At 63.4% G+C, this 4875-nt stretch carries 5 protein-coding genes and 1 pseudogene; 4 read left to right on the top strand and 2 right to left on the bottom strand.

Going from position 1 to position 4875, the window contains the following annotated elements:
* The 3 genes from AC1D1Z_RS34070 to AC1D1Z_RS34060 all read left to right on the top strand — a co-directional run.
* Positions 1-258: MarR family winged helix-turn-helix transcriptional regulator (locus AC1D1Z_RS34070; protein ID WP_477853218.1), on the top strand; the 258-nt coding region annotated here is incomplete at its 5' end.
* A gap of 62 nt (positions 259-320) precedes the next feature.
* Positions 321-1589: a flavin monoamine oxidase family protein gene (locus tag AC1D1Z_RS34065; RefSeq protein ID WP_477853220.1), complete on the top strand. Its 1269-nt coding sequence runs from the start codon at positions 321-323 to the stop codon at positions 1587-1589.
* Positions 1590-1810: 221 nt separating this feature from the next.
* Positions 1811-2842, top strand: a complete 1032-nt coding sequence (locus AC1D1Z_RS34060; RefSeq protein WP_477853216.1) for an aldo/keto reductase — start codon at positions 1811-1813, stop codon at positions 2840-2842.
* A 97-nt stretch (positions 2843-2939) separates the two neighbouring features.
* Here the strand turns inward: AC1D1Z_RS34060 and AC1D1Z_RS34055 are convergent, their stop codons facing one another.
* Both AC1D1Z_RS34055 and AC1D1Z_RS34050 read right to left on the bottom strand, forming a co-directional pair.
* Entirely contained in the window at positions 2940-3587 is a 648-nt protein-coding gene (locus AC1D1Z_RS34055) for a LysE family translocator (RefSeq protein WP_477853215.1), read from the bottom strand.
* Positions 3588-3703: 116 nt separating this feature from the next.
* Positions 3704-4531 carry a helix-turn-helix transcriptional regulator gene (locus tag AC1D1Z_RS34050; RefSeq protein WP_130719253.1) on the bottom strand — a complete coding sequence of 276 codons (828 nt, stop codon included), beginning with the start codon at positions 4529-4531 and terminating at the stop codon, positions 3704-3706.
* 90 nt (positions 4532-4621) lie between these two features.
* Here AC1D1Z_RS34050 and AC1D1Z_RS34045 point away from each other — a divergent pair.
* A pseudogene (locus AC1D1Z_RS34045) lies at positions 4622-4762 on the top strand (carboxymuconolactone decarboxylase family protein); the annotation flags it as partial.
* Positions 4763-4875 lie beyond the last annotated feature (113 nt).

Below are 4875 nucleotides of genomic sequence, written 5' to 3'. Positions count from 1 at the left end.
AAGCTCGCCCGGGTGCGTAAGCAGACGATGACGCAGGCTGTCGAAGAACTCGAGCGCCTGGGTTATGTCGAGCGCCGGCCAGATCCGAACGATCGGCGCGGCCGGCTGGTGTTTTTGACGGAAAAAGGCCAGGGGGTCAGGCCGATAGCAATGGCGGCGGGCCGGCGCGTCGATGAAAGCTGGGCCGCCTTGACCAGCCCGCAGCAGATGGATGATCTGCGGACAGCACTCCGGCGGCTGCTGGAGCAACTGCAATAGCGAAGCGGGGCTGGCTTGAGACGACCCTTTCCACTTAACGTCGCACGACCGAAGGAAAATACCTGCCGGGTGACAACAGCAAGGGCGCCGAACAGGATGTCGTCATCATCGGCGCCGGTGCCGCCGGCATCGCCGCCGCCCGTCGCCTGCAGGCAATCCGCCCGGATCTTTCCATCCTCCTGCTTGAAGCCGGCGACCGTCTCGGCGGGCGCGCCTGGACGGTCGGACTGCCTGACGCCGATGTCGCGCTCGATCTCGGCTGCGGCTGGCTGCATGGCGCGCGGACCAATGCCTGGACTGCGATCGCCGGCGAGGTCGGACTGACGGTCGACCGTACGCCGGCACCCTGGAACGATGGCGGACGGCGGCTTCAGCGGGATGGCGCGGAGGCGCATGCCGCAAGGAAGGCGATCGGCGCCTATTTCGAGCGCCTCGAGAGCCATGAGGGGAATGACGCAGCCATGGCCGAATTGCTCGAGCCCGGCAATCCCTGGAATGGCCAGATCCGGGCGATCGGCACCTATATCACCGGTGCCGAACTGGAGCGGTCGTCGGTCGTCGATTACAACAGATACGATCCCGGCCCCGGCCCTGACTGGCGGGTACGCGAGGGCTATGGAACGCTGGTCTCGCTTTACGGCAAGCCGGTTCGGGCAAAGCTCGGCACCGCGGTGACGCGCATCGACCATCGTCATGCCGGCCGCATCGGCATCGCGACGAACCAGGGTGTGCTGAGTGCCCGCGCGGTGCTGGTGACCGTGTCAACGAATGTGCTTGCCGCCGGCAAGATCGCCTTCGACCCGCCTTTGCCGGAGAAGATCGAGGCCGCAGCCCGTTTGCCCCTAGGGCTCGCCGACAAGCTCTTCCTGAGGCTCGCAAATCAGCAGGCGCTGCCGGCGGATACGCATATGCTCGGCTCCACCGGTCGCGGCGCAACCGGCACCTATCAGCTCCGGCCGTTCGGCGCGCCCGTCGTCGAGGCCTATTTCGCCGGTGACCTCGCGCATGATCTGGAGGGGCAAGGCAGAGAGGCCGCCTTCTCCTTCGCCGGAGATGAACTGGCGGCACATTTTGGCGCGGATATCCGCAAGGAGCTGTCGGTCGCCGCAATGTCGGCCTGGGCCGCAACGCCCCATATCGGCGGCTCCTATTCCTATGCCGAACCCGGCGCTTCCGATCAACGCGGCCGTCTCGCCGCGCCGCATGACGAGCGGATCTTCTTTGCCGGCGAAGCCTGTTCGAAGTCGCGTTATTCGACGGCGCACGGCGCCTACGAGACCGGCGTCGCCGCAGCCGATCTGATCGCCGGCTCGTTTTCGCAAAATCCGTGATCCTCGCCGGCCGCGACGGCAGGAATATTTTTTTCTCACTTGTCGCGCGGGCGGGATTGGTTATGCTCCCCCCGGCCCCTGTGCTCCCAGCCTGGGGCGCTATACGTCACCCGGCGGCAAGCGGCCGCCTCAAGCACAATATTGTCATTGATTGCAGGAGCCCCGGCTTCTACCCCGACCGTTTGCGTGTCGGCTGCGGGTATCCGCATGAGGAGGAAGAAATGGACTATCGCAAGCTCGGTCCCAGCGGGACCGTCGTCACCGCCTATTGCCTCGGCACCATGACCTTCGGCGCGGAGGCCGATGAGGCCGCCTCGCACAAGCTGCTCGACGATTATTTCGCCTGGGGCGGCAATTTCATCGACACCGCCGATGTCTACAGCGCCGGCAAGTCTGAAGAGATCATCGGACGCTGGCTGAAGGCGCGCCCGACCGAGGCCCGCCAGGCGATCGTCGCCACCAAGGGGCGCTTTCCGATGGGCAACGGACCCAACGATATCGGCCTGTCGCGCCGGCATCTCGGCCAGGCGCTCGACGATTCGCTCCGCCGTCTCGGCCTCGAGCAGATCGACCTCTACCAGATGCATGCCTGGGATGCGCTGACCCCGATCGAGGAAACGCTGCGTTTTCTCGACGATGCGGTTTCCTCCGGCAAGATCGGCTATTACGGCTTTTCCAATTATGTCGGCTGGCACATCGCCAAGGCCTCGGAGATCGCCAAGGCGCGGGGTTATACCCGCCCGGTGACGCTGCAGCCGCAATATAACCTGCTGGTGCGCGACATCGAGCTCGAGATCGTCGCAGCCTCCCAGGATGCCGGCATGGGCCTGTTGCCATGGTCGCCGCTCGGCGGCGGCTGGCTGACCGGCAAATACAAGCGCGATGAGATGCCGACGGGCGCCACCCGCCTCGGTGAAAACCCCAATCGCGGCGGTGAATCCTATGCGCCGCGCAATGCGCTGGAACGAACCTGGGCGATCATCGGCGTCGTCGAGGAGATCGCCAAGGCGCATGGCGTCAGCATGGCACAGGTAGCGCTCGCCTGGACGGCGGCGCAGCCGGCGATCACCTCAGTCATCCTCGGCGCCCGCACGCCGGAACAGCTCGCCGACAATCTCGGCGCCATGAAACTCAAGCTCTCCGACGACGACATGGCGAGGCTCAATGAGGTGAGCGCGCCTCAGCCTTTCGACTACCCCTACGGCAAGGGCGGTATCAACCAGCGCCACCGCAAGATCGAGGGCGGCCGCTGAGCCTTCCTTCAGCTCTGATTGAACGAACCCTGTCCGCTTCTCGCCGAAGCGGACAGGGTGTCCCAGGTTCAGGATGATCGACCGGCGCCGGCTCGCGTCACGACTGACTGCTGCCTCGGTTTCCTGCAAAAGCGGCCGTCAACCCGAGGCCGATCAGCAAGGCCCCGCTGACATAGCGTTCGGCTGTGAGATAGCGGCGATTGCGCCTCAACCAGTCGCCCGCAGTGCCGGCCGCGAATGCGTAGCTGCCGTCAGTTATGATGCCGAGACAGGTGTAGATCAGACCCAGGAACGCGATCTGCATCGCTGCGTGACCCCGGTCCACCTCGACGAACTGGGGCAGGAAGGCAAGAAAGAAGAGCGCGGTCTTGGGATTGAAGAGATTGACGACGAACCCGTCGCGGAGAAGGCGCGCGTGCCCGAACGCCTTCAAGCCGGTCGCGGTGCCGGGAATCTCGCTTCGGCCGAAAATCTTCTTGAGCCCAAGCCAAATCAGATAGGCAGCGCCTGCATACTTTACCGCGCTGAACGCCAGAGCCGATGAAGCCAGGACTGCCGATAAGCCCAACGCCGCGACGATGACATGTACCAGCGTCGCGGCATGGATGCCGAGAATCGAAACAAAGCCGGCGAGGCGGCCCTGCTCGACCGAGCGGGCAAAGATGTAGAGAACCGCCGGCCCGGGAATCAGAAGCAGGGCCAAGGAAGCGCCGATAAACAACCAGATATTGCCGAGGGTTGGCATGATAATCGCCCCGCTCCTGTTTTCCCGATCGCCTTGCGGGCGCATCGCCGGAGCCAGCCGTCGTCACCCGCAAGAGTAGACAGTATTCACATAAGCAAACCCTGCTGTCTTGAACGCTATAAACCTTTCGCATAATCGGCGGGCGTCACGCCCGTCGTCTGTTTGAACAGGCGGGAGAGATGGCTCTGATCGGCGAAGCCGACCATCTCGGCTACTTCGGCCGGCGGCGTGCCCAACCGAAGCAACTGCCGCGCCCGGCTCAGTCGCAATTGCCTCTGATAGGCATGCGGCGGCAGCCCGACAGACGAGCGGAAGGATCGGACGAGATACACGGGATTGAGCCTGACCAGCCGGGCAAGATCGGCAAGGGCAATACGCCTGTCGTAGTTGGCGTCCAGAAATTCGCGAATGGTCGTGACGTGCCGCGGCTCGCTGCCTGCTTCGATCCTTGCGTGCGGCTGCCCGGAGTAAGTGGCCAGCGCCGCGAGCCCGCTCGTCAGCAGCGTCTCGGCTTCAAAAGCGTCATCGTCAGTTTCGAGATATCGATGCGCATTGCCAAGGCTTTGGAAAAGCTCGAGGTCGCCAAGGCATAACAACCGCTCGAACAGCGGCAGGCGCGTCGCCCCCGGGTCGAGCACCGCGTACTGCAAAAACGCAGGCGATACGAACAGGCAGCGGTAGTTCAACGCCTGTTCGTCGGCCGGCAGGCACATGTGAACGACGCCGGGCGCAAGGATATTGATGTTGCCTGGTTTCAGGGCCACCTGAGGCTGACCATATTGGAACGCCATTGTGCCGCGTTCGTGGAGATGGATTGCGTAAGCCTCGTGGAAGTGCTTCGGAAAGTGATGCTGCGTTCCCGACGCGCGCAGCAATTCAACTCCGGCTAACGCGTCGTTGCGCCAGATTCGAATGCGTCCCACATCCTGCTTCATCCGCACCATTCGATAGTCTTTCTACAGACCGTTCCCGCCTTCAAGCAATTTCCATGACAATCTTGCCTGCGCCGATGGAGTCATAGATCGAAAAATTTCCGCACCCAGTTCAYGGAAGAGGAGCAGGTTAAGCTCACCGTGATGATCAACATCATCAATGGCTGGAATCGCATCGCTGTCGGCTTCGGCCTCTATGTCGACGCGGCCGCCATCAAGGCCGCCAGGGCTTCGGCCGCCTGACGCCACGACCGTCCATGAAAAAGCCGCCATGTTTCCACGGCGGCTTTTCGGCCTTTCTGCTTGGGAGGCGATTTTAGGCCGGAAGCTGGAAGATCACGTTGGCGATCAGGAGG

The sequence above is a fragment of the Rhizobium sp. P1_E1 genome (assembly GCF_056406015.1).
This window is presented reverse-complemented; position numbering and strand designations above follow the sequence as displayed.

Coding starts and splice junctions, on each gene's coding strand:
- AC1D1Z_RS34050 (WP_130719253.1), bottom strand. CDS start 4,531: ATGGTGCGGATGAAGCAGGATGTGGGACGCATTCGAATCTGGCGCAAC.
- AC1D1Z_RS34060 (WP_477853216.1), top strand. CDS start 1,811: ATGGACTATCGCAAGCTCGGTCCCAGCGGGACCGTCGTCACCGCCTAT.
- AC1D1Z_RS34055 (WP_477853215.1), bottom strand. CDS start 3,587: ATGCCAACCCTCGGCAATATCTGGTTGTTTATCGGCGCTTCCTTGGCC.